Below are 24,885 nucleotides of genomic sequence, written 5' to 3' on the forward strand. Positions count from 1 at the left end.
GCTATCGCCGGCGGAATGGCCAGTCGATTACCGCGCCGGCCCATAGCGCCCACCAGATGATCACCGGCTGCAGCGCCAGCCGGGGGCCATGATAGCACCAGCTCAGATGCATGCCGCCCAGCGGGATGTCATGCAGGGCATGGTTGAAATTGGCGGGCCAGACGCACAGGGCGTAGAGCGCCAGGGCAATCGCGGCGGCGCGGCGCGTGGCCGGAATCATCAGCCCGACGGCACCGGCCAGTTCGGCGATGCCGGTCAGCGCGACGACAATCTGCGGCTCTGGCACCCAATGCGGCGTGATCGCCACGAAACCGGCCGGCCGCATCAGATGCGCGGCGCCCGCAATCGCATATGCAAGAGCCAGGACGGTGCGGGCGATGGCGCGCGCGGTAACGGCTACAGCTCCAGTTCGCCCTCATCCTCGCCGTCCCAATAATGGGCGCGTTCGGCATGGACCTTGATCATCACCAGGCCGGGCGTGTCCGCACCTTGTGCGAACCAATGCTCCAGGTCCGGGTTCCAATGCGCTTCAAAGGCGCTGCGATCGCGGATCAGGTCGGCGCGACCTTCGACTGCGATGAACAGGGGGCACTGTCCCAACAGACCGCCCTTGCCATGAAAGGACAGGCCGACCCGCGGGTCGCGCTCGATATCCTTTACCATCAGCGTGTCTTCGGTGGTGAAATAATAGCTGTCGCCACCATAGGCGACATCCTGGTTGTTGCTCATCGGCCGGGCGCCGATCTGGCCGTCCTCGGTATGGGTCGACAGCATCGCAAAATCGATATGCTGCATCTTGTCTGCCAGGGTGGCGATGGTCTGGTGGGCCATGGTCGCTCTCCTCTTCTGCCCGGTTCAACGCCGACAGAGCGGATTCGGATGCGTCGGATTCGTCAGCAAGACAAAAAGAACGTATAGTGAACAAATGATCCGATTCGGAGGAGGTTCGCTATGTCTACTCGCACCGCGCCCCATTATCGCCTGATCGTGGCGCTGAAGCCGCCGACCATCATCACGCGGCAGATCGATCATTTCGCCGAGACGATCGCGCCCGACGCAGACCGCATCCGTCCTGCGCACCAACATATCACGATGGGGATCACCGACGACTGGCGCGACTATCCCTATACTTTGGTAAAGGCGCTGCATCGCAGCTTCACCACGATCATGGCCGAGCCTTTCAACTTGTCGCTCGATCAACTCAGCGAGGGCGGACGCTCCACGGCATTGCGGCCGGGCCATGCGCTGCCGCCGCTCAAGGATTTACAGCGCAAGATTGCCGTCGCGATGAAGCGGGCAGGGGTAGGGGCGCGTCTGGACTGGAAGTTCAGCCCGCACCAGACGCTCTATTATCGCGACGCTTCCCCGGCGACCCAGCGGATCAGCGGCTTTCACTGGCGGGTCGAGGATTTCGTATTGATATGCAGCCATGTCGGCCACACCCATCATGAAATGCTGGGCCGATGGCCGCTGCGCGGCAGCGATCAATATAGCCTGTTCTGATGGCGCTCAGCGCTTGCGCACGAATTCTGCGCGTAGCACCAGTCCCTTGATGCCGTCATAGCGGCAATCGATTTCCTGCGCATCGCCGGTCAGGCGGATCGACTTGATCAGCGTGCCGCGCTTCAGCGTCTGGCCGGCACCCTTGACCACCAGATCCTTGATCAGCGTCACCTGGTCGCCATCGGCCAGCAGATTGCCGACCGAATCGCGCACTTCCACCACATCGGCGGTATCGGCCTTGCCCGCCGCATCAGCGGCACTGATCCACTCGCCGCTTGCCTCGTCATAGACATAGTCGTCGTCGGTCATGGCGATCAGCCCTGGCTGACGGCTTCAAGCACGGCGGCGCGCAGTTCGGGAATACCCATGCCCTTTTCGCTCGACGTCGCAATGATGTCAGGATGGGCGGCCGGCCGCTTGCGGATCGCATCCGCAGTGCGCTGGGTCACGGTGACCAGTTCGCTCGCCTTGATCTTGTCCGCCTTGGTCAGAACGATGCGATAGCTGACGGCCGCGCCGTCCAGCATGTCGAGCATGTCGGTATCGACATCCTTGATGCCGTGGCGGCTGTCGATCAGTACCAGCGCACGCTTCAATGCCGCGCGGCCACGCAGATAGTCGTTCACCAGGAACTTCCACTTGCGCACGATGTCCTTGGGCGCCTTGGCATAGCCATAGCCGGGCATGTCGACCAGGCGGAAGCGCAGCGGATCGCCGACGTCGAAGAAGTTGAGCTCCTGCGTGCGTCCGGGCGTGTTCGACGTGCGGGCCAGGCCATTGCGGTTGGTCAGCGCATTGAGCAGCGACGATTTGCCGACATTGGAACGGCCGGCAAAGGCCACCTCGTTCACCGCCATGTCGGGCAGATAGTCGAGCGTCGGCGCGGATTTGAGGAAGCTGATCGGCCCTGCAAAAATCTTGCGGGCTTCCTCGATCAGGGCGATGTTTTCGTCTTCTGTCATATCGAAAAAATCCCCCCCTTTCGGGGAGGATTTCCTTGTCCTTACTTGGTGGCCGTCGCGGTGTTCAGCACGGGATGGCGCTTGTACAGCCACCATTGCTGCGCCATCGACAGGCAGTTGTTGGTAATCCAGTAGACCAGCAGGCCGGCGGCGAACGGTGCCATGATGAACATCATCATCCATGGCATGATCGCGAACACCTGTTGCTGCATCGGGTCCATCTGGGCCGGGTTCAGCTTGAACTGCAGCCACATCGAAATACCCAGCAGCAGCGCCAGCACACCGATCGCCAGGAACGAAGGCGGGGTGAAGGGCAGCAGGCCGAACAGGTTCAATATGTGCAGCGGGTCGGGCGCGGACAGATCCTTGATCCACAGCACGAAGGGCTGGTGACGCATTTCGATCGTCAACTGTAGCACCTTGTACAGCGCGAAGAAGATCGGAATCTGGAGGAAGATGGGCAGACAGCCGGCCAGCGGATTGACCTTCTCCTGCTTGTACAGCTCCATCATCTTCTGCTGCAGCTGCTGCTTGTCGTCCTTATATTTTTCCTGCAGCGCCTTCAGCTTGGGCTGCACCGCGCGCATCGCCGCCATGCTGGCGAACTGGCGCTGGGCGACCGGGAACATCAGGGCGCGGACGCAGAAGGTCAGGCAGATGATGGCGACGCCGAAATTGCCAAGCGTTTCGAACAGCCAATGCAGCAGGGCGAAGATCGGCTGTTCAAACCAGTAGAACCAGCCCCAGTCGATCGCGCGGTCGAACAGTGGTACGCCGGCGCGTTCATAGGCCTGCAGCGTCTTCACTTCCTTCGCGCCGACGAACAGGCGGTTGGTCTGCGTCACCGCCTTGCCGGGGGCGAGCATGACCGGCGCCAGCGCGATGTCGGTCTGGAACTGGGTGCCGGCGCCCTTGCGCATCTGGCCGGTGAAGGCATCCTTCTGGTCGGGGATCAGCGCCGACAGCCAATATTTGTCGGTGAAGCCGATCCAGCCGCCGGTCGACTGGAAGCTCTGGCTGGCCGGACCCTTTTCGAGATCCTTGTAGTTCACGTCGTAATTCGCTGCGCCGTTGAACACGCCCATCGGGCCGACATGGATCGTCCAGGTGTCCGGATCGGCCGAGGGGGCCGCGCGGCTGACATAGCCAAAGGATTTGACCGCAATCGTGCCGGTGCCGCTGTTCGACACCTTCTGCGCGGCAGAGATCATGTAATTTTCGTCGATCGCGTAACGGATCTCGAAGCTCTGGCCTGCCCCATTGTTCCAGGTCAGCGTGACCGGGCTGGTGGGGGTCAGTTCGCTACCACTGGCAGTCCAGACAGTGTTGGCGTCGGGGGTCTTGATGCCCTCGCCCTGCCAGCCGAAGCCGGCGAAATAGGCCTCCTTGGTGCCGCTGGGGCTGTAGAGACGGATTGCCGGCGAATCCTTGGCGATCGTTTCCTTGTAGGTCGGCAGCACGATATCGTCGATGCGCGCACCCTTCAGGTTGATCGATCCGGTCAGCTTGGGCGTGCGGATCGCGACGCGCGGGCTTTCCTTCAGCACCAGCGTGCGATCACGGATCGCCGTTGTTGCATCCTGTGCCGGCGCCTCGCCTGCCGGGGTCAGCGGCGTGGTCTTGCCACCCTCGATCTTGGTCGCGGGCGGATTGGCAGCGGGAAAGAAATGTTCCGAGATATAAGGCCAGCCGAACAGGATCGCGCCGGTCAGCAGCACCGCCAGAATGATATTCTTCTTGTCGTCCACGCTATTCGGCTCCGCCGTCTAAACTCGTCAATGTCTCAGGGGACCGGGTCATAGCCCGAACCACCCCATGGATGGCAACGCATTAGCCGCTTGAACCCCAGCCAGCTACCCTTGATCGCACCATATTTGCCGACCGCCTGGATCGCATATTCCGAGCAGGAGGGGGCATAGCGGCAAGTGGGGGGGAGAATGCGGGAAGGGCCGAGCTGCCAGGCGCGCGCGATCAGGATCAGCAGCCGGGCGATCATGCCGGGCTGCCGGTTTTCGCGGCTGTTGGCGCGGGACGGGTATCGCCCTTGCGGCGGGGCGGGCGACCCTGGCTTTCGGGCCGGGTCAATATCTTGCCCAGCGCCTTTTCCAGTTCGCCGCGCAGCAGCGCGAAGTCGCGTTCCACGCCCTCTGCACGGCCGATCAGCACATGGTCGGCACCCGCAACGCCATGCACTGGCAGCAGTTCGCGTGCCAGGACGCGAAAACGGCGCTTCATCCGATTGCGGATGACAGCGCCGCCTATCTTCTTGGTCACCGTGATGCCGATACGCATCGCCGGATCGCCATCGCCGCGCTCACGCACCAGCAGGACGAATCCCGGCATGGGCGCGCGTCGGCCCCGATTCGCCGCCAGAAAATCCGCGCGCTTGCCCATGATGGCAGGCGCGGCCGGCGGCGTCAGGTCGCTCAGGCGCTCAGGCTCTTGCGGCCGCGGGCACGACGGGCGCGCATGATGTTGCGGCCACCGGGGGTCGCCATGCGAGCGCGAAAACCGTGACGGCGCTTCCGAACCAGATTGCTCGGCTGAAAAGTGCGCTTCATCGTTCATTCCTCAAACAAACTAGAGAATCGGGTATGACAAAAAAGGGCCGCCACACGGGGCGACCGCAAGTCAGGGGCCGTCCGATAGGGAAATGGGGCGGGGAAGTCAATGGCGCTGCGGCCCGCTTCCCCGAATCCCTTGCCGATCCCGGCCGTGGCCCATGCAGACCCTATTTCCCGCGCGCGCTCGTCACCGCGTCCTTCAGCGAATCATAGCCGACAGCGCCGTTCAGCACTTGATTGCCGATGACGAAGGTTGGGGTGCCGCTCGCCTGCAGCTTCTGGGCCAGCGCGATGTTCGACTGCAGCTCGGCATCATATTTGCTCGATGCCATCGCCGCTTCGGCATCGGCCTTGCTGATTCCGGCCTGGGTGGCGGCGCCGATGATCGATTCGCGGGTCACCTTGCCGGCGCCATAAAGCGCCTTGTGATAGGCCATGTAGCGATTGCGTTCGGCCGCCAGCAGCGAGACCTTGGCGGCATCGGAGCTTTCGTCCGACAGGATCGGCAGTTCGCGATAGACGATCTTCACCTTGGCATCGGCGCCGACCAGCTTGGCCAGGTCGGGCAGCGAGGCGCGGCAATAGCCGCAGGCATAGTCGAAAAACTCGACCACGGTGACGTCGGCGTTGGCCGCGCCTTCCCAGGCGCCGGCATAGGGCGTCTCGATCGTCTGGCGATTCGCATCGATCGTGCCTTCCATCCGCTTGGCCTGCAGCTTCTCGATCGCCTGCGGGATGATCTCGGGATGGTCGAGGATATAGTCATGCACGATCTTCTCGATCGCCGCCTTGTCGGTCGGGGCCACACTGCTGGGCGCCTGGACGGCGAGCGCGGTGCCGGCAGCGCCGGCAAGGAAGGCGAGGGCGCCCAGGGTCATCTGTATTTTCCTGTTGGATAGGGCCGCACGAAAGCTGGGCCGGGTCTGATCTGTCATCTTCTCTTCCGCTTCTGCTCGACGGCAGCCCGCGAGACCATCGCGATATCCTGCGCACGCAGATAGTCAACCGTGCCGGGCTTCAATCCCTGCATCGCTGCATCGGCACTGCGCAGCGCCATGCTGTCCTGACCGATCATCGAAAAACGCTCGGCGCTGGCGAGTGCCGCGCGGGGCGTGTCACCGCGATGCTCATAGACGACGCCGAGCTGGTACCAGGCGAAGGGATTCTCCCGGTCTCGTGCGATCGCATTGCGCAGCACGCTTTCGGCCTCGGCGAAATTCCGGTCATCTTCGGTTGCGATCAGGGCGTGACCCAGCAGGACCGCGATCAGGGGCGCCTGGGTTTCGGCAACGGCCTCGCGTAGCGGCGCGATGGCATCAGCGGGGCGGCCGCTTTCGAGCAGGATCTGGCCCTTCAGTTCCAAAAAATAGGGGTCATGGGGGGCCGCGGCCAGCAACGCGTCAGCCTCGCTCAGCGCCTTGTCCGGATAGGCGCTCTTATGCCAGGCATAGGCGCGGGCATAATGGGCCGGGATGGTCTGGTCGCTCTCGGGATATTTGAGCAACGTCTGCTGCGGCTCGGACACGAAGCCGATCAGTTTCGCCTTGATCCGCTCAAACCGCGCTTCCAGCTGCGGGTTGGGTGGATTGTCCCATGCCGGATCGACGGTATAGACCTCCCGAAGGACATTGATGCGCTCGCCCGACAGCGGGTGGGTGCGGCCATAGCTGTTGTCCTGCGGGATCGCGAGACGATATTCCTGATTCTGCAGCTTCTTGAAGAATTCCAGGCTGCCCCGGCCGCTGAGATGCGCAACGCTTAGATAGCGTGCACCGGCGAGGTCGGCCGAGCTTTCCTGCGCGCGCGAGAAGGCCAGATATTTGGTCATCGCGGCCTGCTGGCCCAGGCCCATCAAGCCCATGCCTGCTTCCGCGCCGCCGGCCGCGATCGCCGCCGCACCCAGAACCAGACTCAACAATGTGATGCCGGTCGCTTCCTTGATGCCGTCGTTGCGAATGACGTGGCCGCCCTCGATATGGCCCAGTTCATGCGCGACCACGCCCTGCAACTGGTTCACATTGTCGGCTTGCGCGATGAGGCCGCTATGCACCCAGACATATTGGCCGCCCGCGACGAAGGCGTTGATCTCCGGATCATTGATGACCAGCACTTGGACATTGCGCGGCTGCATGCCCGCCGCCTTGACCAGGTCGCCCGACATGTCGGCCATGAAGGCTTCGGTCTCGGCATCGCGCAATATGCTCTGGGCCAGCGCCGGGCGCGCCATCAGCATCAGCGACGCCAGCAGCACCACAGCAAGGCGCAACCACCGTGTCATCATGCAAAGCCTCGATGGGGGAGGGGAGCAGGCATTGGTCCGATTTATGTCCTTCTCGCCCTGAACATCAAGTGAAGCCACGAAAAACGCCGCCATCCGACCCCTTGGGCTGGATGGCGGCGTTTTTCATTCAGGCCTGTGCCTTGGACTTATTGGCCGAAGGTGCGCTGCCACCAGCCGCGGCGCGGTTCGCCGCCTTCTTCGCCTTCGGCCTCCTCGTTCGGTTCGGAGGTTACGGCTTCGACGGCCGGCGTTTCGACGACCGCAGGGGCTGCTTCGGTCGCGGCGGGTGCTGCTACGACGGCGACTTCCTCGGCGATCGGTTCAACCTTCTTCTTGCGGGTGCGCTTGGGCTTGGGCTTTTCAGCCGCTTCCTCGGCAACCGCTTCGACGGCCGGTGCTTCGGCGGCGATTGCGGCTTCCGCCTCGACATCCGCCTTTTTCTTGCGGGTGCGCTTGGGCTTGGGCTTTTCGACCACTTCCTCGGCAACCGCTTCGACGGCGGGTGCTTCGGCGGAGGCTTCGGTCGCTTCGGCAGCGGCCGGTTCGGCAACTGCTTCCTTGGCCTTGCGAGCGCGGGGGCGACGGCGAGTCTTGGGCGCGTCCTCGGCCGGCGCTTCTTCCGCAACCGGCGCTTCGGCAACCGGCGCGTCCTCGGCGGGGGCTGCCGCTTCGGCTTCGCTTACCGGTTCGGCGCTGTCGTCGACAGCGATTTCGGCGCCAGCCTCGCCACCTTCGCGGCGGCGACGGCCACCACGACGGCCACGGCGACCGCGACGGCGGCTGCCACCTTCGTCTTCGCCTTCGACAGCCGTTTCGGCAGCAACGGCTTCGGCGTCAGCGTCGGTCTCGACCTCGGCCGCTTCCTCGTCTTCTTCACCGTCCTCGGCGCCATTTTCCTCGCTGGCTTCGCCATGCGATTCATCGCGCTGGCCGCCACGACGGCGACGGCGGCGACGGCGACGGCGGCCACCTTCGCGTTCCTCGCCTCGGTCGTTGCGCTCGCTCCGTTCCTGACGTTCCGGTGCTGCTTCTTCCTCGACCTCTTCTTCCTCTTCCTCTTCCTCGATCACGTCGAGGTCATCCTCTTCCTCCGCAAGCGGGGCATAGGTGACGACGCGTTCGGGGCGCGGACCGCTGGGCTCGACCGACATGCGGGCGCCCTCGATCTCGCCATCGGGCAGGACAATGATGGCGACGCCATAGCGCTGCTCGATTTCGTCCAACTCGCGGCGCTTGTTGTTGAGAACGTAGAAGGCGGCTTCCTGGCTGGCGCGCAGGGTGATGACGCTGCCACGGCCGCGCGCGGCCTCTTCTTCCAGCATGCGCAGCGCGCCCAGGCCCGCCGACGATGCGGTGCGGACCAGGCCCGTGCCTTCGCAATGCGGGCATTGGCGGGTCGACGCTTCCAGCACGCCGGTGCGCAGACGCTGGCGGCTCATTTCCATCAGGCCGAAGCCCGAAATGCGGCCGACCTGAATGCGGGCACGATCGTCCTTCAGCGCCTCCTTCATCGCCTTCTCGACCTTGCGGATGTTGGAGTTCACCTCCATGTCGATGAAGTCGATGACGACCAGGCCGGCCATGTCGCGCAGGCGCAGCTGGCGGGCGATTTCGCGCGCCGCTTCCAGATTGGTGGCGACGGCGGTCTGCTCGATGCCATGCTCGCGGGTCGACCGGCCCGAGTTGATGTCGATCGACACCAGAGCCTCGGTCGGGTTGATCACCAGATAGCCGCCGGACTTGAGCTGTACGACGGGGTTGTACATCGCCGCCAGCTGGTCCTCGACGCTGGCACGCTGGAACAGCGACACCGCATCGGCATATTGCTTCACCCGCCGGGCATGGCTGGGCATCAGCAATTTCATGAAGTCCTTGGCGGCCTTATAGCCATGCTCGCCCTCGACGATCACTTCCTCGATATCCTTGTTGTAGATATCGCGGATCGCCCGCTTGATGAGGTCGCTGTCGTTATGGATCAGCTCGGGCGCGGCGGCCTTGAGCGTTTTTTCGCGAATCTCGTCCCACAGCCGGGCGAGATAGTCGAAGTCGCGCTTGATCTCGGGCTTGGTGCGCTGCAGGCCGGCGGTACGCACGATGCAGCCCATCGACGAGGGCAGCGCCATTTCGGCGATGATCGTCTTCAGCCGCTTGCGGTCGGCCGCATTGCTGATCTTGCGCGAAATGCCGCCGCCATGGCTGGTGTTGGGCATCAGCACGCAATAGCGGCCGGCCAGCGACAAATAGGTGGTTAGCGCCGCCCCCTTGTTGCCGCGCTCTTCCTTGACGACCTGGACCAGCAGCACCTGGCGGCGCTTGATGACGTCCTGGATCTTGTAGCGGCGGCGCAACGCCATGCGCTTGCGCCGCAACTCGTCGGCCGCGTCGTCGCCACCACGACTGCGCCCGCGCCCGCGACGATTGCCGCGCTCGTTGCCGCCTTCGGTTTCCGCATTTTCCTCGCCGCCTTCGTCATCGTCATGGTGATGCGGAGCGACGACAACTTCCACGCCATCGTCGGCAGCTTCGCTTTCGACGCCCTCTTCATCTTCCTCGTCGAAATCGGCACGCAAGGCGGCCTCTTCTTCGGCATGCGCGCGCTCTTCGCGCAGCAGTGCCTCGCGGTCTTCGCGCGGGATCTGATAATAATCGGGGTGGATTTCGCTGAAAGCGAGGAAGCCGTGACGGTTGCCGCCATAATCGACGAAGGCCGCCTGGAGCGAAGGCTCTACGCGGGTGACCTTGGCGAGGTAGATATTGCCCTTGAGCTGCTTGTGCTCAGCGGATTCGAAGTCAAATTCCTCGATCCGGTTTCCCTTGACGACCGCGACCCGGGTCTCTTCCCGGTGGCGCGCATCGATCAGCATACGCATTGTCATTTATGTTTCTCCGGCGAAGGCGGCCGCAGGCACTGAGCCGGGCCGCCACGCGATAGTGAAGGGACGGCCGTGCGCGCGCCGAGGTCGGCGCGCGAGGCGGCATCGTCCAGGTTTGAAGGAAAAAGTGCGTGTCTGCTGCGTCGGCAGGGCCGGAAAAGGCGCCGGGCCGGACCATCCACGCCACATCGCCCGGAACCGGGGTCAGTGGGGAATGGAAATCATGCCTCATGCAGCGTCAACCTGTTGAACATCGGCTCGAGCGACAGGCGCGCGCCGATGTATATAATCAAGATCCGCAAAGAACCTTTTTGAAATGGTTGGTCCTCCCGGAATATGAAGGGGTAGCAGTCATGGGGGCGGGGAGCAACGGTCCCCAAAAAGATTATGTCTTCTATATGACTGGGGCTATTTCCTGATTCATCCTGAAATGGCCGTTAACCGTCTCATTTTACCCCGATACAAGGCCCGATGCTTAATCCGGGATTTAGCGTGGGGACGCTGGGCGGATAGACGTCATGAAAATTGGCTGGACGGCCGATAGGGCTGCGTTGCACAAGCAGCGCATGCTTAATATTCTTGCGCTGGCGAGCACGGTTCTGGCTGCGACGCCGGGCAATGCCGGCGGCATATCAGCCGTTGATGTGCGGGATGATCGGGTTGTCGTCCGCTTTGACGACAGCGTGGAAGGCGCATCGGCCTTTCTGCTCGATGGGCCACGCCGGATCGCGCTCGATATCGCCGGGGCGCAGGCGGGCCGTGGCCGTTATGCGGGCTCCAGCGCCGCGATCGCTGCCGTTCGGCAGGGGCAGCTCACCGAAGGAACGGCGCGGATCGTGCTGGATCTTGCTGCGCCGACGATGCTGGGTGATCCGCAGATCGCGCCGGATGGCAAATCGCTCAGCTTCCTGCTGCAAGGGGTGTCGGACACGCGCTTCCGTACGGCTGTGGGGCAGGGGCGTCTGCGCTTCGATGCGCCCGCCGATATGAGCGCGCGACCGCAAAAGCGTATCCATTCGATTACTGTGCCGATTCCGCCAGTGGCGCGCGGCGTATCGCTACCGCCGATCGAAGGCGCGCGCGATGGCGCACGGCCCTTGGTCGTGATCGATGCCGGCCATGGCGGCCATGATCCTGGTGCGATTAATCCCGAAAATGGGAAGCGCGAGAAGGACGTGACCCTGGCGATCGCACAGGCGATCCGGGACCAGTTGATCCGGTCCGGACGTGTTCGTGTGGCTTTGACCCGGGACGATGATCGCTTCCTGGTGCTGCAGGAACGCTATGGCATCGCGCGCAAGCTCAACGCCGACCTGTTCATTTCCATCCATGCGGATTCGGCGGAAAATGGCGAAGCGCATGGTGCCACCGTCTATACGCTGTCGGAAACCGCATCGGATCGCGAGGCTGCACGCCTGGCGGCCCGCGAAAACAAGGTGGATATCATCAACGGGGTGAATCTGGGCGGCCAGTCAGGTGACGTATCTTCGATCCTGATCGACCTGACACAGCGCGAATCGATGAACATCTCGGCCAACTTCGCGCGTCTGCTGCAGCGTGAAGCGGCGCCCTATGTGCCCTTCCGCAGCGCCTATCATCGCTTTGCCTCGTTGATGGTGCTCAAGGCGCCGGATACGCCATCGGTGTTGTTCGAGACCGGCTATATCAGCAATGCGGAGGATGCGGCGTTCCTTGCCTCGCGGGAGGGGCAGCAGAGCATCGCCCGGGGCGTGACACGCGCGATCGAGGTGCATTTCGCACGCAAACTGGCGATGCGGGATGGCGGATCGGGCGGCTGACGGGTCCGTTTGCCGATCGGTGCTGGCATTGATCGGTTTTTGACCCTAGAGCCTCTTTCACCATGGAAGAGGCCCGTTCCAATCCGCCCGCATCGTCCTTTGCCTATCGCCTGCGTCGCGACGCGGGGGGCTTCGCCAGTCGGCTGGGCGGGCTATGGCAACGCCGCCTGTTCCGCTGGGCCGCGATCCTGCTGGGTGGGGTCCTGCTCGCCATCTTCCTGTTCTGGCTGATCTTCGCGCGCGGGCTGCCCGATGCGGCGACGCTTCTGGAATATGAGCCGCCGCTGCCGACCATGGTGCGCGACATCAACGGCCAGCCGGTCCACAGCTATGCCCGCGAACGCCGCGTCCAGCTCCAATATAGCGATTATCCGCAATTGCTGATCCACGCCTATCTGGCGGCGGAGGACAAGACCTTCTTTGAACATCATGGCGTTGACATTCCCGGCTTTGCCGGCGCGGTGTTCGACTATGCCAGCAAGCTTGGTTCGGGCCAGCGCGCGCGGGGCGGCTCGACCATCACCCAGCAGGTGGCGAAGAATCTGCTGATCGGCGACGAATATTCGCCCACGCGCAAGGTCAAGGAGATGATCCTGGCCTGGCGCATGGAAAATGTGCTGACCAAGGAACAGATCCTTGAGCTTTATCTCAACCAGATATTCCTCGGCCGGAATGCTTATGGCGTGCAGGCGGCGGCGCGCGCCTATTTCGACAAGGATGTCGCCGACCTGCAACTGCCCGAAATGGCCTATCTGGCGATCCTGCCCAAGGGGCCGGCCAATTATCGGCCGGAAAGCACGACCGGCCACGCCCGCGCGCTCGATCGCCGCAACTGGGCGCTGGGTGAGATGCTCAAAAATGGCTGGATCACCGCTGCCCAGCGCGATGCCGCCGTCGCCCAGCCGCTTGGCACCGTTGCGGCCCACGGCTCCAGCTTCGACGCCAATGCCGGCGGCTATTATATGGAAGAGGTGCGCCGTCGCCTGATCCAGCAGTTCGGCGAAAAGGCGCAGGATGGCCCCAACAGCGTCTATGCCGGCGGCCTGTGGGTACGCAGTCCCTATGATCCGGTGGTGCAGGACCACACCCAGACTGCGTTGCGCAACGGCCTGTTGCGCTTTGGCGCCGGGCGCGGCTGGTCCGGCCCGGTCGGCCATGTCGATATCGACAAGGGCTGGGAACGCGAACTCGCCGCCAGCTTCATCAGCGTCGATTATGCCGGCTGGCGGGTCGCCGTTGTCATCAGCCGCGACAGCAGCGGCGCGCAGATCGGCTTTGCCGACGGCACCACCGGCACGCTGCCGGCCGGCCTCGCCCAGCTGCCCTATCGTCGCACCGGCGGCCCCGCCATCTCGGCGATGAAGCCGGGCGACCTGATCATCGTCGCGCGCGACGGCGCCAGTTGGGCACTGCGCAACATTCCCGAAGTGTCGGGTGGCATGGTGGTGGAGGAAGTGCATTCGGGCCGTATTCGCGCGATGCAGGGCGGTTTCGACTACCGGCTCTCCTCCTATAATCGCGCGACCCAGGCCAAGCGCCAGCCGGGCTCGACGATCAAGCCCTTCGTTTACGCCGCTGCACTCGACAATGGCATGACCCCCGCCTCGATCATCGTCGACGGGCCGCTGTGCGTCTATCAGGGCGCGGGCCTTGGCCAGAAATGCTTCCGCAACTTCTCGGGCGGCAGCGCCGGTCCGCAGACGATGCGCTGGGGCGTGGAACAGTCGCGCAACCTGATGACCGTGCGCGCGGCCAGCCAGACCGGCATGGATCGTGTGGTGCGCACCATCAAGAATATGGGCATCGGCGACTATCAGCCCTATCTCTCCTTCGCGCTGGGCGCGGGCGAGACGACGGTGGAGCATATGGTCAACGCCTATGCCACGCTCGCCAACCAGGGGCGGCAGTTCGCGCCCAAGTTGATGGACTATGTGCAGGACCGGCGCGGCAAGGTGATCTGGCCGGAACGCTGGCATGCCTGCGATGGCTGCAACATGGCGAACTGGGACGGCAAGGCGATGCCGCGCTTCGGCTTCGAGGGCAAGCAGGTGATGAACCCGATGACCGCCTATCAGGTCGTCCACATCACCGAAGGCGTGATCCAGCGCGGCACTGCAACCGTGCTCGCGGACCTCAAGCGTCCGCTGTTCGGCAAGACCGGCACCACCAATGGCCCGACCAATGTCTGGTTCGTCGGCGGCTCTCCCGATCTCGTCGCCGGCGTCTATATCGGCTATGACCAGCCGCGCAGCCTGGGTGGCTGGGCGCAGGGCGGCCGTATCGCCGCGCCGATCTGGAAGGAGGCGATGGCGCCGGTCCTGGAGACCATGCCCAAGACGCCGTTCATCGCCCCGGCCGGTATCCGCATGGTCGCGATCGATCGCCGTTCGGGTAAGCGCGTCTATGGCGCCTGGCCGACCGACGAGCCTAAGCCCGCCGTCATCTGGGAAGCGTTCAAGCCCGAATCCGAACCGCGCCGCACCATCCGCAAGGAAGAGGCAGAGGCGCAGGCCAAGGTCGCGGCCAAGGCGGATGCGGTGCGCACCCGCCAGCGCAATGACGCCGACTTCCTGCAGGATCAGGGCGGCATCTATTGAGGGACGGGCGCGTTTGCGCCCGCCCTCTTTTTCTCAGCAGTGATGCGGATCGGCGTTGCGGATCGACATGGCCGTGCCGCTGCGCCGGTCCTCCAGCGCCTGCGCCAGCAATATCTGGGTCGACCGCACCGCATAGCAGAAGGCGCAGGCGATCGCGTCGCTGCAGGTGTAGGGAACGGGGCCAGTCCAGCGCGCCTGCAACAGGTCGATCAGCAGATTTTCGTCTTCGGTCAGTCGCGTCCCCCGCCCGGTACGCAGGCCATGGCCGGTCACCTGTTCGCCCAGGCGCAGCAGGCTGTCGAGCGCAGGGGATAGCTGTTCGCAGCCATAGCGCCGCAGCCGCAGGTGCAACTGGGCCATCGCCGGCCTGCGTCTGCGTCGTGCGGCCGCCCAGCAGCGCACGGCGCCGAGCAGGATATAGAGGGTGGCCGGGCTGTGCGCGGCCGGCATCGGGGTGGTTGGGGGCATGGGATCGCCTTTCATCGAAAAGGTTTTCCCCCTTTGATGCGCCGTCCTCGATCGGGGCGGTCTGCACCGCCGGGCTAAGATGCGATTATGTCCCGCAGATTTCGGGGCGTTGCCGCACCCGGCCGTCCGGCGGATTGATCTTCCCAAAAAGCCCGGCCTGGGATAGGGGCAAGCGTTTGATGCGTTCGGGTAGCTGACGCTGGACGCCACGAGATTCTGGAGACCTCCCATGCGCGCCGAAGCGCAGCAATATATCGACCGTATCGACGCCGCACTGGACCTGCTGCGCCGCTTCCTCGACTGGGACCGGGCGCTGCGCCGGCTGGACGAGCTGAATGCCCGCGTCGAGGATCCGACCCTGTGGGACAATGCCAAGCTGGCGCAGGAGGTGATGCGCGAGCGTACCCGCCTGGACGGCGCGATCAGCGCCACCCGTGCGATCGAGACCGAGAAGACCGACACCGCCGAGCTTATCGAGATGGCCGATGCCGAAGGCGACGAGGATATGGTGACCGAGGCGATCGCATCGCTGAAGGCCCTTGCCGAGCGCGCTGACGAGGACAAGATCAAGGCGCTGCTGGCCGGCGAAGCCGACGGCAGCGATACCTATCTGGAAATCCATGCCGGCGCTGGGGGCACCGAAAGCCAGGACTGGGCCGAAATCCTGTCGCGCATGTATCGCCGCTGGGCGGAACGGCGCGGTTTCAAGGTGGAACTGGTCGACTATCAGGCGGGGGAAACCGCCGGCATCAAGTCGGCGACCTTCCTCATCAAGGGCGAAAATGCCTATGGCTATGCCAAGACCGAAAGCGGCGTCCATCGCCTGGTCCGCATCAGCCCCTATGACAGCGCTGCGCGCCGCCACACCAGCTTCTCGTCGGTCTGGGTCTATCCGGTGATCGACGACAATATCGATATCGAGGTCAAGGAATCCGACCTCAAGATCGATACCTATCGCGCATCGGGTGCGGGCGGCCAGCACGTCAACACCACCGACTCCGCGGTCCGCATCACCCACGTTCCCTCGGGCATCATCGTGGCCTCACAGAACGACCGTTCGCAGCACAAGAACCGCGCTACCGCGATGAACATGCTGAAGGCGCGCCTGTACGAGGCGGAACTGCGCAAACGCGAAGAAGCGGCCAGCACCGATTATCAGGCCAAGACCGAGATCGGCTGGGGCCACCAGATCCGCTCCTATGTGCTCCAGCCCTATCAGTTGGTGAAGGATCTGCGCACCGGCGTCACCTCGACCGCACCGGACGATGTGCTGGACGGCGCGCTCGATCCGTTCATGGCCGCCGCCCTGTCGCAGAAGGTCACGGGCGAGAAGGTGGATGTGGAGGATGTCGACTAAGAGCATTTTCGAGCCAGGCTTGCCTGGCGGCTCGGAAAATGCGGGAAATAAAAAGAGACTGCGAACATGGTCCTTTCTTTTCTGACTTCGTCGATATGCTCATGATCCGCATGATGCTGGCGGGGCCGTTGTTCCTGCTGGCAGCCTGCGGGCCGCTGGCGGGCGGCAATCAGTCGGATCGCTCGGCCACGGCCGAACCCTTTCCCCGTGCAGACCGGCCGGTGGCGCCGATCGTGTCGACCCGCTGGTCGAGCGAGGAAGCGCGTGATCGGGTCAATGAAGCCGAGGATATCATGGACCGGGCCGGCATCCGTCCGGGCATGACGATCGCCGATATCGGCGCGGGGGAGGGCTATTATACCGTGCGCCTGGCCAGGCGCGTCGGTCCCCGGGGCCGGGTACTGGCCGAGGATATCTTGCCCGAGGTGATCGACGCGCTGAGCCGCCGCATCACCCGCGAGGACTGGACCAATGTCAGCGTGAAGCTGGGCGCGCCGGAAGACCCCAAGTTGCCCGAAAACAGCTTCGACCGCATCTTCATGGTCCATATGTATCATGAGATCGCCGAGCCCTATGCCTTCCTGTGGCATCTCAGCCCGGCGCTCAAGCCCGACGGCGAACTGATCGTGGTCGATGCCGATCGGCCGACCGACCAGCACGGCACGCCCCGGCGCCTGCTGACCTGCGAACTTGCGGCGATGGGATTCCGGTTGGAGGAGATGATCTCCAAGCCGACGGCCGGCGGCTATATGGCCCGCTTCCGCCGCAGCACGGCGCGCCCCGATCCGTCCAGCATCGTCCCCTGCGCCCTGCGCGGATAGGCTTCGCGCTTTAGTCCGCGTCGAACCCGGCAACATAGCGATCCACCGCTGCCAGGTGCCCTGCAATCGTCGCCTCGTCCAGGAAGGAGCCGGTGAAGCTGTTCCGGGCCAGCGTGACGAAATCCTCCCGGCTCAGCTTCTCGGTGGCGGCGAGCGCCCGGTAATTGTCGTTCACATAGCCGCCGAAATAGGCGGGGTCGTCCGAATTGACCGTCGCCCGCAGACCCAGCCGCAACATGTCCGCCATCGGATGCGCCGTCATGCTGTCGACCACGCACAGCTTCAGGTTCGACAGCGGGCACACGGTCAGCGTCATACCCTCCCTGGCCAGCCGCGCGGTCAGCGCCGCATCCTCCAGCGACCGGTTGCCATGGTCCAGCCGGTCGACCCGCAATATGTCCAGAGCCTCGTGGACATAGGCGGGCGGCCCTTCTTCGCCGGCATGGGCCACGCGCTTCAGGCCCATGGCCCCCGCGCGTTCAAACGCACGGGCGAATTTCGACGGCGGATGCCCGACTTCGGAGGAATCGAGGCCAACGCCCAGCAGCCGGTCGAGCCAGGGTTCGGCCTGATCCAGCGTCCGGAGCGCCGCCTCCTCGTCCAGATGGCGCAGGAAGCACAGGATCAAGCCTGAGCTGAGTCCATGCTTGCGCTTGGCCTCGGCCATGCCGCTCAACAGGCCATCGGCGACCACCTGAAACGGAATGCCGCGATCGGTGTGTGTCTGCGGATCGAAGAATATTTCGGCATGAACTACGGCGTCTGCCGCCGCCCGGTCGAAATAGGCGAGCGCCAGGTCGTGGAAATCCTGTTCGGTTCGCAGGACATCGGCGCCGGCATAATAGATGTCGAGGAAATCCTGCAGCCGGGAAAAGCGATAGGCCGCGCGGACATCATCGACGCTGGCAAACGGGATGGAGACACGGTTGCGCTGTGCCAGCGCGAACATCATCTCGGGCTCCAGGCTCCCCTCGATATGCAGGTGCAATTCTGCCTTGGGCAGGGCGCTGACGAAGCGATCGTCGCCATTCATGCCGGATAGTGCCGTCGTGTGATCATCGCGCTACTACACCGCGACTGGGATCAAAGCGCAAGCCTGCGCCGGCACGCCGATGGCGGCCCATTGAATGGGGCGGTGGATGACCACCGCCCCTTATACGCATTAACGCGCGCCCTCGGCGTAGTAGCGCTCCATGTCGAGGCGCATCTGGTGGAGTGCTTCCGGGTTCAGATAGACCATGTGGCCCGCCGGATAATATTTGAACTGCAGGTTCGGCCGCAGCGCCGGCTCCAGCATCATGTGCTTCAGGTCCCGCTCGGTCGAGAAGAAGGGCGTCGCCATGTCATAATAGCCATTCAAGGACAGCACGCGCAGATGCGGGTTGATGCGCATCGCGGTCGACAGGTCGGCGGTGACGTCGGCGACATTCTGCTTGCGGCCCGACGGCGGCTCATGGCTCCAGTCCCAGTTGAAGGTGCCGCCTTCTCGTGCGCTCAGCCGATAGCTGAGGTCGGTCTGATAGCCGAGCTTGTTGGTCAGCTGATCGAGGAAGCTGCCGACATAGAGGCCGCTGATCGCGGTGTCCGACGGATCATATTCGGGATCCTCGCCCGCCGCATCCTCGTCGATCCCCTTGTAGCGGCTGTCGAACCGGCCCAGCGTCTCGCGCCCGTCGCGCAGCAATTCCTTGCGGAAGCGGCTGAGGCTCACGCGCAGGTTTGCGCGCTTGAGATAGTCCACCGACAGGCCGGTGAAGCGGCTCATCTGCTGGGCGACGGCGTCCTCTTCCTGGGCGCTGATGTCCTGCCCTTTCAGCAGCGCGGCGGCATAGGGGCCGTTGGCGAACTGGCGTGCTTCCTCGACAAAGGCTTCCAGGCTGGCCGGGCGGCCGCCGGGTACGCGGTTATGATACCAGGCGGTCGCGGCATAGCTGGGCAGATAGCCGATATGGATGGTGTCGAAGCCCGACTGGCGCACGCCATAATTCATGATCGACGACAGCAGGATGACGCCGTTCAGCGCCATGCCGCGATCTTCCAGCTGATAGGCGAGCGCGCCCGAACGGGTGGTGCCATAGCTTTCGCCGAAAATATATTTGGGGTCGCCCCAGCGGCCATTCTTGGTGGTGTAGCGCAGGATCGCCTTGGCAAAGGCATCGACATCCTGGTCGACGCCATAGAAGTCGGCGCCCTTGGCATCGCCCAGCGGCCGCGAATAGCCCGATCCCACCGCATCCAGGAACACCATGTCGGTGCTGCCGATCAGGCTGTCGGGATTGGGGCCGACATCGAAGGGCGCGGGCGCGACCGGTTCGGGATTGCCGGTGCGGACATGGTCGGGGGCAAAGCTGCCCATGCGCAGCCACAGCGAGGCCGAACCGGGACCGCCATTGTAGAAGAAGGTCAGCGGGCGATGCTTACCCGGCGCGGTATAGGCGGTGTAGAAGACGCTGGCGGTCGGCTTGCCCTGGGCGTCGCGGATGGTCAGCGTGCCGGCGGTGGCGGTATAGGCGATCGACTTGCCGTCGACGCTGGCCGTGCCCTTGCTGGTCTTAGTCACTTCCTCGACCGGGGCGCTGGCCCAGTTCTTGGCGATCTCGTCCGCCGTCTGCTCGGCATGCTGCTTGGCGGCGTCGGGCGCGCCATCCTTCTGGGCGAGGGCGGGGTGGGACAGGGAAAGGGCGAGGAGGGAAGCAAAACCAAGGGTGGCGGTCAGCCGCATGGGGTGTCCTTTTCTTTTCAGGGTGCGAACCTGACGCGGTGTCATAGGCGGCTGCCACAGCGGGGCAAGGGAAACATCATAACATGACAGGATATTCATCTGCCCTCCGGCCGATCCTTCCGCTGCCCTTGCCGCAACGCGTCATTTCCTGTAGGGGCGCGCCCGAAGCCTCTGCGCGGCCTTGTGTCGGCCAGGGGAGCCCCATATCCCAAAGGCAAGACATGTCCCTGCGTAATATCGCGATCATCGCGCACGTCGACCATGGCAAGACCACGCTCGTCGACCAGCTTTTCCGTCAGTCCGGCACCTTCCGCGACAACCAGCGCGTCGAAGAACGCGCCATGGACTCGAACGACCTGGAAAAGGAACGCGGCATCACCATTCTGGCGAAGCCCACCTCGGTCGAATGGAACGGCACCCGCATCAACATCGTCGACACGCCCGGCCACGCCGACTTCGGCGGTGAAGTGGAGCGCATCCTCTCGATGGTCGACGGCGTGATCCTGCTGGTCGATTCGTCGGAAGGCGCGATGCCGCAGACCAAGTTCGTGACCGGCAAGGCGCTGGCCCTGGGTCTGAAGCCCATCGTCGTCGTCAACAAGGTCGACCGTCCCGACGAGCGCATCCAGGAAGTGCTGGACGAAGTGTTCGACCTGTTCGTGACGCTCGACGCCACCGACGAACAGCTCGACTTCCCCGTCCTCTATGCTTCGGGCCGCAACGGCTATGCCAGCGAAGATTCGCAACGCCGTGAAGGTACGTTGGAGCCGCTGTTCCAGAAGATCGTCGACCATGTCCCGCCGCCGTCGCTGGATCAGGACGCGCCGTTCAGCTTCCTCGTCACGCTGCTCGACCGCGACAACTTCCTGGGTCGCATCCTGACCGGCCGCGTCCAGTCGGGCACGGTCAAGGTCAACCAGCCGATCCACGCGCTCGACATGGATGGCAATGTGATCGAAACCGGCCGCGCCTCGAAGATCATGTCGTTCCAGGGTCTGGACCGCGTTCCGGTCGACGAAGCCAAGGCAGGCGACATCATCTCGCTGGCCGGTCTGACCGTCGCGACCGTCGCCAACACCATTGCCGATCCGCAGGTCAGCGAACCGATTCAAGCGCAGCCGATCGATCCGCCGACCCTGTCGATGCGCTTCGCCGTGAACGATTCGCCGATGGCTGGCCGTGAAGGCAGCAAGGTGACGAGCCGCATGATCCGCGACCGTCTGGCCCGCGAAGCCGAATCGAACGTCGCCATCAAGGTGACGGAATCGGACGACAAGGACAGCTTTGAAGTCGCTGGCCGTGGCGAACTGCAGCTGGGCGTGCTCATCGAAACCATGCGCCGCGAAGGCTTTGAACTGGGCATCTCGCGTCCGCGCGTGCTGTTCGGCGAGGACGAGAATGGCGGCAAGACCGAGCCGTACGAAACCGTCGTCATCGACGTGGACGATGAATTTTCGGGTACGGTCGTCGACAAGATGAACATCCGCAAGGCCGAGATGACCGACATGCGTCCCTCGGGCGGTGGCAAGACCCGCATCACCTTCTCGGCGCCCTCGCGCGGTCTGATCGGCTATCATGGCGAATTCCTGTCCGACACGCGCGGTACCGGCATCATGAACCGCCTGTTCGAGAAGTACGGCCCCCACAAGGGCAAGATCGAAGGCCGCAAGAACGGCGTCCTGATCTCGAACGGTGCCGGCGAAGCCAACGCCTATGCGCTGGGTCCGCTGGAAGATCGCGGCATCCTGTTCGTCGGCGTGGGCGAAGCCCTCTATGAAGGCATGGTGATCGGCGAGAACGCCAAGCCCGAAGACCTTGAAGTCAACCCGATGAAGTCGAAGGCGCTGACCAACTTCCGCGCCAGCGGCAAGGACGACGCCGTCCGCCTGACCCCGCCCAAGAAGATGACGCTGGAGCAGGCGATCGCTTATATCGACGATGATGAAATGGTCGAAGTGACGCCCAAGACGATCCGTCTGCGCAAGCGCTACCTCGATCCGAACGAGCGCAAGCGCATGAGCCGCTCGAAGGCTGCGGCCTGACATCGTACCGCTTCGGCATGAAAACGGCCCGTCCTCGATTGCGAGGGCGGGCCATTTTTCTGTCCCTGAATGCCACGATATCGCGCGGGAATAGGGATGGATTTCGCGAGCTTTATCTGCATTGTATCTGTGTTGGGGGGCGCGATCATGTTGACGCGCGACCCGTTATTCATCGTTTCTTGTTCGGGAAGCCCGCATGATCCTGGAACCGTCGGTCGATACATTGTTCAGTGGCGCGCTGGCGCAGGATGAAAGCCTCGTCCGGCAGATATTGGAACGATGCGCCTTGGAACGGCAGCCACTGGCCTTCCAGGCGATCGACGCCTTTCGCTTCATCGATCCGGCGCCTCGCCGCCGCCGTATCCGCGTCAATCGCGACAATGCCGCCGAACTGCTGCAGGATCTGGAAGCGGGTGTGGAATATCTGCTCGATCCGGGCCGCTATCGGCTCGATTTTCCGATCATCCTGAAATCGGGTTGCACGCTGCGGGGGTCGCGTTCGGGCCGCACCTATGTCGAAAGCAGCGTGACCAGCACGGCGATCGCGGTGGAAGGCTGCGACGATATTACCATCTCGCATCTGACCCTGCGCTGCGAGGCGGCGACCGCGATCCGGGTCCAGTCGGCCAAGGGCGTGCGCATTGCGGATGTGGTGGTCGACTATGCCGGGCGCTACGCCATGCACGTCGATGATGCCTGCCACCATCTGCTGATCGAGGACTGCACCGTACGCGGCACCGGCTATGGCGGCTTCATGGTGCGGGGCGACATTTCCTATCTGATGATCCGCCGCAACCTGTTCGAGGATATCTACCAGCGCGAGCTGAAGATCGGCAATTATGCCGCGGCGATCCGCATCCAGGCGCTGGAGCATCTGCGCGACGAATATGACGACGGCGTCACGCTGAAGGCCGGCGAGCCTACCGCCGACGACCAGCTGCATAATGGCGTGTTCGCCCATTTCATCGGAGCGAAGCGTCCGCGCCATGTCCATGTGCTGGACAACAAGATCCTGCGGTCACGTTCGCAGGGCATCTATCTCAGCGGGTCGCTGCTCACCCATGTCCGGGGCAATATGGTGATCCAGTGCGACAAGGAGGGGATCTGCGTCGACCACCAGTCCTGCTTCAACCTGGTGGAGGAGAATTTCTTCACCGAATGCGGCGGCCGGTTCAACCAGACCGAAGAGGAACTGCGGCTCGACCATATCGACGCGGCCGATTTCGACCAGAAGCTGGGTGCCAAGGCGAAGCTGCCGGCGGTGTCGATCGACTATTCGGACATGAACAGCGTGTCGTCGAACCGGGTGATCGGCAATTATGGCGGCGGCATCAAGGCGGTGCGGTCCGCGCAGTTCAACCTGATCGCCCACAATTATCTGTCGAACAACGCGCGCGGCGACAATGACCGCCATGTGTTTGCCGAAATGCACATGGGCAATTCCAGTTCGGAAGGGACCAAGGGGATCGGCTATCGCAAGAATTTCGATAACCGCAATTTCGGGTCATCCTTCAATTTCCTGTTCGCCAACGAACTGATCGCACGCGAACGCGGCTTCCGCGTCCGCCCGACCAGCATCGGCTGCATCTTCCGCGACAACCGGGTCTTCGGCGCCCGCCGTTTCGACTATTTCATCGAAAATGACGGGTGCCACACGCTCGACGATGAAGGCGCGCTGGTCGCCCTGCCCGAAGCGCGCTGGCCCCCGTTCAAGGATGCCCACATCTTCTGACCCGCTCAGGACGGTCGGGCGAGTGCCTGGGGTGCCCCGACCGCCGGGCCGAAGCTGGGCACGCCGGTCGCATCGAATGTGAAGGGCTGGATGCGCGGTGAGCGCTTCTGCGTGCATTGCATGTTGGGGCCGGGATTGGCGTGGTAGATGATCCAATTCTGGCCGTCGGGCGCGGTGAAGAAGGCGGCATGGCCGGGCGCGTACACACCAGCCCGGATATTCTTGGTGAAGACCGGCCTTTTGGTCTTCTGCCATGCCTTGGGATCTAGCGGGTTGCTGCCCGGCTTGGCGCGCAACATGCCCAGCCCATAATCGTCGGATTTGCAGGTGCCGCCCGAATAGATGAGGAACAGGTCGCCCTTGGGGCCGGAGAGGAACTGCGGCGCTTCCACGATCTGGGCGCCGGCGACCCGCTCCCAGGGCTGGTCGGGGCGGGCGATGATCGTTTCACCGCTCAGCGTCCAGGGATTTTTCATCGCGGCAATGGCCAGCAGGCTGTCGGGCCAGATGAACGGGGAATAGGCGAAATACCATTTGCCCCCGACCTGGAAGACGGTGGCGTCGATGCCCGGATTGGCGGTATTGACCATGCCGCGATCGGTCCATTGCCCCTTGGTCGGATCGGCAGATGGATTTTCGAGGACGAAGATATGGCGATTGCCTGCTTTGTCGCGCGCCTTGTCCGATGCGGAATAATAGACGTACCAGCGATTGCCGATCCAGTGCAACTCGGGTGCCCAGATCGACGCCGAATTGGGGCCGGTCGCAGGTGGGGTCCAGATCGTCACTGCCTGGGACCGGGCCAGATCCGCCATGTTGCGGACCTTGCGGATCGCCAGCCGGTTGCCCAGCGTGCTCATATAATAATAATAGCCATCCTTCTGGATCACCCACGGGTCCGGCCCGGACGGCAACAGGGGGTTACGGAAGGAATCGGCTGCAGCCGGAGCGGCTACGGACGCCGCGGGAGATAGCAACATGGCGAGGCTCCCTATCATCATGCCCCAGAAACGTGCCAAGCGCATCGGAAAGCTCCTTACAGCGGCTCCGATCCGAGAAGGGGCGAGCCTTCTGAAGCGGGGCGGGGGATGAGAGTTAGCAGATCGGTCGACCGGCTGACAGCCAACCGTCAAGCCGTACGAGAGTTCCCGGGCCAGCGCATTT

The 24,885-nt window shown here is 63.7% G+C and carries 23 protein-coding genes; 8 read left to right on the forward strand and 15 right to left on the reverse strand.

What is annotated here, in order from left to right; translation table 11 throughout:
* Window position 1: 1 nt before the first annotated feature.
* Together PMI04_RS04125 and PMI04_RS04130 are read right to left on the reverse strand one after the other, a co-directional pair.
* Window positions 2–379, reverse strand: coding sequence for a DoxX family protein (locus tag PMI04_RS04125; RefSeq protein WP_081490987.1), 378 nt, complete (start codon window positions 377–379; stop codon window positions 2–4).
* Window positions 380–396: 17 nt separating this feature from the next.
* Window positions 397–831, reverse strand: a complete 435-nt coding sequence (locus tag PMI04_RS04130) for a pyridoxamine 5'-phosphate oxidase family protein (RefSeq protein ID WP_007705922.1) — start codon at window positions 829–831, stop codon at window positions 397–399.
* A 120-nt stretch (window positions 832–951) separates the two neighbouring features.
* Between PMI04_RS04130 and PMI04_RS04135 the strand changes: the two genes are divergently transcribed.
* Window positions 952–1,503 carry a 2'-5' RNA ligase family protein gene (locus PMI04_RS04135; RefSeq protein WP_007705919.1) on the forward strand — a complete coding sequence of 184 codons (552 nt, stop codon included), beginning with the start codon at window positions 952–954 and terminating at the stop codon, window positions 1,501–1,503.
* A gap of 6 nt (window positions 1,504–1,509) precedes the next feature.
* Here PMI04_RS04135 and PMI04_RS04140 read toward each other — a convergent pair whose 3' ends face one another.
* From PMI04_RS04140 to PMI04_RS04180, 9 genes are all read right to left on the reverse strand, one after another.
* The gene (locus PMI04_RS04140; protein WP_007705916.1) at window positions 1,510–1,812 is read right to left on the reverse strand and encodes an alkylphosphonate utilization protein; all 303 of its coding nucleotides are present in this window, start codon (window positions 1,810–1,812) and stop codon (window positions 1,510–1,512) included.
* A 5-nt stretch (window positions 1,813–1,817) separates the two neighbouring features.
* Entirely contained in the window at window positions 1,818–2,465 is a 648-nt protein-coding gene (gene yihA / locus PMI04_RS04145) for a ribosome biogenesis GTP-binding protein YihA/YsxC (RefSeq protein ID WP_007705914.1), read from the reverse strand.
* Window positions 2,466–2,506: 41 nt separating this feature from the next.
* The gene (yidC, locus tag PMI04_RS04150; RefSeq protein ID WP_007705911.1) at window positions 2,507–4,213 is read right to left on the reverse strand and encodes a membrane protein insertase YidC; all 1,707 of its coding nucleotides are present in this window, start codon (window positions 4,211–4,213) and stop codon (window positions 2,507–2,509) included.
* A gap of 35 nt (window positions 4,214–4,248) precedes the next feature.
* The gene (gene yidD / locus PMI04_RS04155; RefSeq protein WP_004210035.1) at window positions 4,249–4,461 is read right to left on the reverse strand and encodes a membrane protein insertion efficiency factor YidD; all 213 of its coding nucleotides are present in this window, start codon (window positions 4,459–4,461) and stop codon (window positions 4,249–4,251) included.
* A complete protein-coding gene (gene rnpA / locus PMI04_RS04160) occupies window positions 4,458–4,859 on the reverse strand; it encodes a ribonuclease P protein component (protein WP_007705907.1) in 402 nt (133 codons plus the stop codon). Before rnpA ends, yidD begins: the two co-directional genes overlap by 4 nt.
* Before the next feature lie 32 nt (window positions 4,860–4,891).
* A complete protein-coding gene (gene rpmH, locus PMI04_RS04165) occupies window positions 4,892–5,026 on the reverse strand; it encodes a 50S ribosomal protein L34 (protein WP_004210039.1) in 135 nt (44 codons plus the stop codon).
* A 170-nt stretch (window positions 5,027–5,196) separates the two neighbouring features.
* The gene (locus PMI04_RS04170) at window positions 5,197–5,964 is read right to left on the reverse strand and encodes a DsbA family protein (RefSeq protein ID WP_193378285.1); all 768 of its coding nucleotides are present in this window, start codon (window positions 5,962–5,964) and stop codon (window positions 5,197–5,199) included.
* Window positions 5,961–7,307 (reverse strand): M48 family metalloprotease, encoded by a 1,347-nt coding sequence (locus tag PMI04_RS04175; protein ID WP_007705899.1) that lies wholly within the window; start codon window positions 7,305–7,307, stop codon window positions 5,961–5,963. The genes PMI04_RS04170 and PMI04_RS04175 overlap by 4 nt, the downstream gene beginning before the upstream one ends.
* A 149-nt stretch (window positions 7,308–7,456) precedes the next feature.
* The gene (locus PMI04_RS04180; protein WP_037485477.1) at window positions 7,457–10,174 is read right to left on the reverse strand and encodes a ribonuclease E/G; all 2,718 of its coding nucleotides are present in this window, start codon (window positions 10,172–10,174) and stop codon (window positions 7,457–7,459) included.
* Window positions 10,175–10,314: 140 nt separating this feature from the next.
* Here PMI04_RS04180 and PMI04_RS04185 point away from each other — a divergent pair, with 140 nt between their 5' ends.
* From PMI04_RS04185 to PMI04_RS04195, 3 genes are all read left to right on the forward strand, one after another.
* Window positions 10,315–10,602 carry a hypothetical protein gene (locus PMI04_RS04185; protein WP_157178075.1) on the forward strand — a complete coding sequence of 96 codons (288 nt, stop codon included), beginning with the start codon at window positions 10,315–10,317 and terminating at the stop codon, window positions 10,600–10,602.
* 99 nt (window positions 10,603–10,701) lie between these two features.
* A complete protein-coding gene (locus tag PMI04_RS04190) occupies window positions 10,702–11,982 on the forward strand; it encodes an N-acetylmuramoyl-L-alanine amidase (protein ID WP_007705892.1) in 1,281 nt (426 codons plus the stop codon).
* 62 nt (window positions 11,983–12,044) lie between these two features.
* Entirely contained in the window at window positions 12,045–14,579 is a 2,535-nt protein-coding gene (locus PMI04_RS04195; protein ID WP_283184851.1) for a transglycosylase domain-containing protein, read from the forward strand.
* A gap of 33 nt (window positions 14,580–14,612) precedes the next feature.
* Here the strand turns inward: PMI04_RS04195 and PMI04_RS04200 are convergent, their stop codons facing one another.
* A complete protein-coding gene (locus tag PMI04_RS04200) occupies window positions 14,613–15,047 on the reverse strand; it encodes a hypothetical protein (protein ID WP_007709049.1) in 435 nt (144 codons plus the stop codon).
* A gap of 229 nt (window positions 15,048–15,276) precedes the next feature.
* On the opposite strand from PMI04_RS04200, the gene prfB reads away from it, so the two are divergent.
* A complete protein-coding gene (gene prfB / locus PMI04_RS04205; RefSeq protein WP_007709047.1) occupies window positions 15,277–16,404 on the forward strand; it encodes a peptide chain release factor 2 in 1,128 nt (375 codons plus the stop codon).
* 101 nt (window positions 16,405–16,505) lie between these two features.
* The gene (locus PMI04_RS04210) at window positions 16,506–17,225 is read left to right on the forward strand and encodes a methyltransferase domain-containing protein (protein WP_037486211.1); all 720 of its coding nucleotides are present in this window, start codon (window positions 16,506–16,508) and stop codon (window positions 17,223–17,225) included.
* Window positions 17,226–17,235: 10 nt separating this feature from the next.
* Here PMI04_RS04210 and PMI04_RS04215 read toward each other — a convergent pair whose 3' ends face one another.
* Together PMI04_RS04215 and PMI04_RS04220 are read right to left on the reverse strand one after the other, a co-directional pair.
* Window positions 17,236–18,258 carry an adenosine deaminase gene (locus PMI04_RS04215; RefSeq protein ID WP_007709043.1) on the reverse strand — a complete coding sequence of 341 codons (1,023 nt, stop codon included), beginning with the start codon at window positions 18,256–18,258 and terminating at the stop codon, window positions 17,236–17,238.
* 129 nt (window positions 18,259–18,387) lie between these two features.
* Window positions 18,388–19,947 (reverse strand): peptidase S10, encoded by a 1,560-nt coding sequence (locus PMI04_RS04220; protein ID WP_037486208.1) that lies wholly within the window; start codon window positions 19,945–19,947, stop codon window positions 18,388–18,390.
* A gap of 221 nt (window positions 19,948–20,168) precedes the next feature.
* Here PMI04_RS04220 and typA point away from each other — a divergent pair, with 221 nt between their 5' ends.
* Both typA and PMI04_RS04230 read left to right on the forward strand, forming a co-directional pair.
* A complete protein-coding gene (gene typA, locus PMI04_RS04225) occupies window positions 20,169–21,989 on the forward strand; it encodes a translational GTPase TypA (RefSeq protein ID WP_007709038.1) in 1,821 nt (606 codons plus the stop codon).
* Between the two features lie 196 nt (window positions 21,990–22,185).
* On the forward strand, window positions 22,186–23,721 hold the full coding sequence (locus tag PMI04_RS04230; protein ID WP_007709026.1) for a right-handed parallel beta-helix repeat-containing protein: 1,536 nt from the start codon (window positions 22,186–22,188) through the stop codon (window positions 23,719–23,721).
* A gap of 5 nt (window positions 23,722–23,726) precedes the next feature.
* Here PMI04_RS04230 and PMI04_RS04235 read toward each other — a convergent pair whose 3' ends face one another.
* Window positions 23,727–24,701: a glycoside hydrolase family 43 protein gene (locus PMI04_RS04235; RefSeq protein ID WP_238535903.1), complete on the reverse strand. Its 975-nt coding sequence runs from the start codon at window positions 24,699–24,701 to the stop codon at window positions 23,727–23,729.
* Window positions 24,702–24,885 lie beyond the last annotated feature (184 nt).

Source organism: Sphingobium sp. AP49 (assembly GCF_000281715.2).
GTDB lineage: Bacteria > Pseudomonadota > Alphaproteobacteria > Sphingomonadales > Sphingomonadaceae > Sphingobium.

Excerpts from the sequence above, each read along its gene's own strand:
- PMI04_RS04130 (WP_007705922.1), bottom strand. The coding sequence starts at position 831 with ATGGCCCACCAGACCATCGCCACCCTGGCAGACAAGATGCAGCATATC.
- PMI04_RS04135 (WP_007705919.1), top strand. The coding sequence starts at position 952 with ATGTCTACTCGCACCGCGCCCCATTATCGCCTGATCGTGGCGCTGAAG.
- PMI04_RS04140 (WP_007705916.1), bottom strand. The coding sequence starts at position 1,812 with ATGACCGACGACGACTATGTCTATGACGAGGCAAGCGGCGAGTGGATC.
- yihA (WP_007705914.1), bottom strand. The coding sequence starts at position 2,465 with ATGACAGAAGACGAAAACATCGCCCTGATCGAGGAAGCCCGCAAGATT.
- yidD (WP_004210035.1), bottom strand. The coding sequence starts at position 4,461 with ATGATCGCCCGGCTGCTGATCCTGATCGCGCGCGCCTGGCAGCTCGGC.
- rnpA (WP_007705907.1), bottom strand. The coding sequence starts at position 4,859 with ATGGGCAAGCGCGCGGATTTTCTGGCGGCGAATCGGGGCCGACGCGCG.
- rpmH (WP_004210039.1), bottom strand. The coding sequence starts at position 5,026 with ATGAAGCGCACTTTTCAGCCGAGCAATCTGGTTCGGAAGCGCCGTCAC.
- PMI04_RS04170 (WP_193378285.1), bottom strand. The coding sequence starts at position 5,964 with ATGACAGATCAGACCCGGCCCAGCTTTCGTGCGGCCCTATCCAACAGG.
- PMI04_RS04175 (WP_007705899.1), bottom strand. The coding sequence starts at position 7,307 with ATGACACGGTGGTTGCGCCTTGCTGTGGTGCTGCTGGCGTCGCTGATG.
- PMI04_RS04180 (WP_037485477.1), bottom strand. The coding sequence starts at position 10,174 with ATGCTGATCGATGCGCGCCACCGGGAAGAGACCCGGGTCGCGGTCGTC.
- PMI04_RS04190 (WP_007705892.1), top strand. The coding sequence starts at position 10,702 with ATGAAAATTGGCTGGACGGCCGATAGGGCTGCGTTGCACAAGCAGCGC.
- PMI04_RS04195 (WP_283184851.1), top strand. The coding sequence starts at position 12,045 with ATGGAAGAGGCCCGTTCCAATCCGCCCGCATCGTCCTTTGCCTATCGC.
- PMI04_RS04200 (WP_007709049.1), bottom strand. The coding sequence starts at position 15,047 with ATGCCCCCAACCACCCCGATGCCGGCCGCGCACAGCCCGGCCACCCTC.
- prfB (WP_007709047.1), top strand. The coding sequence starts at position 15,277 with ATGCGCGCCGAAGCGCAGCAATATATCGACCGTATCGACGCCGCACTG.
- PMI04_RS04210 (WP_037486211.1), top strand. The coding sequence starts at position 16,506 with ATGATCCGCATGATGCTGGCGGGGCCGTTGTTCCTGCTGGCAGCCTGC.
- PMI04_RS04215 (WP_007709043.1), bottom strand. The coding sequence starts at position 18,258 with ATGAATGGCGACGATCGCTTCGTCAGCGCCCTGCCCAAGGCAGAATTG.
- PMI04_RS04220 (WP_037486208.1), bottom strand. The coding sequence starts at position 19,947 with ATGCGGCTGACCGCCACCCTTGGTTTTGCTTCCCTCCTCGCCCTTTCC.
- typA (WP_007709038.1), top strand. The coding sequence starts at position 20,169 with ATGTCCCTGCGTAATATCGCGATCATCGCGCACGTCGACCATGGCAAG.
- PMI04_RS04230 (WP_007709026.1), top strand. The coding sequence starts at position 22,186 with ATGATCCTGGAACCGTCGGTCGATACATTGTTCAGTGGCGCGCTGGCG.
- PMI04_RS04235 (WP_238535903.1), bottom strand. The coding sequence starts at position 24,701 with ATGTTGCTATCTCCCGCGGCGTCCGTAGCCGCTCCGGCTGCAGCCGAT.